This is a genomic window from Psychrobacter sp. FME13, assembly GCF_014861395.1.
GTDB lineage: Bacteria > Pseudomonadota > Gammaproteobacteria > Pseudomonadales > Moraxellaceae > Psychrobacter.
The window spans coordinates 1-2523 of record NZ_RRYV01000251.1; the positions used below are offsets into that span (position 1 = coordinate 1).

A 2523-nucleotide genomic window follows, 5' to 3' on the forward strand; every position below is an offset into this window, starting at 1 on the left:
TCAATCAGGCAGCTTAATTCTATTTATTAGGTGTCTTAAGTTTGGGAGGGTTACCCTAACATATACCAAAAGACATTCAAAAAACACCCAGAGAAATATCCATGAAAATTTTGATCGCCCCTGATTCGTTTAAAGAAAGTTTAGAGGCACTAGATGTTTGCCGTGCAATCCAGTCCGGCTTTAGCCAAGTGTTTCCAGACGCTGATTATAAGCTGCTGCCAATGGCTGATGGTGGTGAAGGCACCTCTGCCGTATTGTCTTATGTATTGGGTGGGCACTGGAAAGAAATCAGAGTGCATGACCCACTGATGAGACCTATCACCGCAAAGTACTTATTATTGCCTGATGCCACAGCTGTCATCGAAATCGCTCATGCTTGCGGTCTACATTTACTGACTGCGGCAGAGCGCAATCCGATCATCGCTAGCAGTTATGGTGTCGGGGAGCTGATTGCCGATGCTTTGGATGAAGGCGTTAAACGTATCATTATTGGGTTGGGTGGCAGTGCCACCAATGATGCAGGGCTTGGCATGCTAACTGCGTTAGGTATGGCGTTTCATGACGTCAATGGTCATTCATTAGCTCAGGGCGGCGGTGCACTTGCCAGCCTACATAAGCTCGATAATACAAACCTTCACGCAAAGATATCAGACACGGTATTTGAGGTTGCTTGTGATGTGACCAATCCATTATGCGGTCTGCTAGGTGCCAGCGCCGTGTTTGGCCCGCAAAAAGGCGCTTGTCCAGAGCAAGTCAATACCCTGGACAAGGCACTCAGTCACTTTGCTACTATTTGTGGGCAGTATGGCTATGAAGACTGCCAACACGTTGAAGGTGCTGGCGCAGCAGGCGGTCTTGGCTATGCGTTAATGAGCTTTTGTGATGCCCATCTGAAATCTGGTTTTGATACCGTTGCCGAGGTGGCTCACCTTTCTCAACATATCATAGAGGCTGATTTGGTCATCACTGGCGAAGGTAAGCTCGATGCGCAAACAGCCATGGGTAAGGTGGCAGACGGTATCAGTCAAATCGCTAAGGCTAGCCGTACACCTGTTATCGCTATCTGCGGCAGCGTCGATGGACTAAAACCTGCTCAGACCAGTCAGTTCGATGTGGTTATGCCAAGTATCCAAAAAGTAGACACGATCGATAACGTGTTAGGTTCTGCTTACAATAACATTGAGACTACTGCTGCTAATATTGCTTCGGCTATGCGCTTAGGTATTGAGATGAGTTAGATATTCTTATAATAGCTCGACTATAAAAGTATTACAGCGTCCCTATTGAGGTATCACGTATACACCTACACTCAGTTACCTTGTACTATTTTTAAATTGTATCGACTACACTAGGGCGTATCATCAATTAGTACATTGGTGACACACCCTACTTCCAAGCAGAACAGAGCCAAACCGTTTAATTTGTTTTTTGGCTCCATTCTGTATACATATCACAATATTTTTGGATACCAGTGTCACAGATACGCTTCAACCCTGCTAGCCCGCCTACTCTATCGCCATAGGCACCGTCACTGAGAATATAAATTTTTGCTAATTGGTTTTGCGCGTCTTCATAACCTAGCTGGCTATAGCTTTCAAACCAATGTGCCGCTTTGCTATAGTCTAGTTTTACACCCTCGCCTTTATAGTACATAGAGCCAAGGTTAAACTGAGCATGTGCCATACCTTGCTTAGCTGCTTTTTCGAACCATTCAGCCGCTTTTGTATTATTTTTATGAACCCCTTGCCCCTGCTGATACAGGACACCTAAATTAAATTGAGCGTCAGCAACTCCTTGTTCAGCAGATTTTTGATACCACTTAAACGCTGTTGCATTATTTTTAGGAACTCCTTTAGCATTGGCATAAGCAATGCCCAAATTAAACTGTGCTAACTTGTTATTTTGTTCAGCTGCCTGCCGCCAATACTTCAGTGCTCTAATATCGTTTTGAACGACACCTTCACCTGTAGAATATAGATTACCAAGATTGTATTGAGCTCTACCATAGCCTTGCTTAGCAGACTTACTATAGTAGGCAAAGGCTTTTTCATAGTTTTGTGGTACGCCTATGCCTTCATTGTACATAACACCAATATTATATTGTGCTTCAGCCAACCCTTGATTGGCAGATTTATTCAACCACTCAAAAGCCTTTGTACTATTTTTCTCAACATCTAAGCCTGCTGCATACATGATACCCAAATTATACTGGGCAATGGCATTCCCTTGCTGTGCTAGCGACTCAATGGTAGTCAAATCTCTTATCAATATCGACTCTTCCGCAGTAGCGGAAATGGTTAATCCAGCGATCATATAAGTCATTATAATCTTAAGACAGTTCTTTCTTAATAGCTTTATATTCATCATTAGTCCATAGATACAGAATAAATTGAAACTTAGATTAACACATGAAGTGCAATACCAAATGCAAGGTGAAAAAAAGACCTAGATGCGCTAGCATCAAAGTTTTTATCCACCGACCAAAGTGAGATTGCAACCATGAGCTATACACATCTAAGCCTA

2 protein-coding genes are annotated in these 2523 nt (G+C 43.2%); one reads left to right on the forward strand and one right to left on the reverse strand.

The window, feature by feature from the left end:
* The first annotated feature begins 101 nt into the window (after positions 1–101).
* Positions 102–1238 carry a glycerate kinase gene (locus tag EI164_RS15630; protein ID WP_192520898.1) on the forward strand — a complete coding sequence of 379 codons (1137 nt, stop codon included), beginning with the start codon at positions 102–104 and terminating at the stop codon, positions 1236–1238.
* A 178-nt stretch (positions 1239–1416) separates the two neighbouring features.
* Here the strand turns inward: EI164_RS15630 and EI164_RS15635 are convergent, their stop codons facing one another.
* A complete protein-coding gene (locus EI164_RS15635) occupies positions 1417–2322 on the reverse strand; it encodes a tetratricopeptide repeat protein (RefSeq protein ID WP_192520899.1) in 906 nt (301 codons plus the stop codon).
* Between the last annotated feature and the right edge of the window lie 201 nt (positions 2323–2523).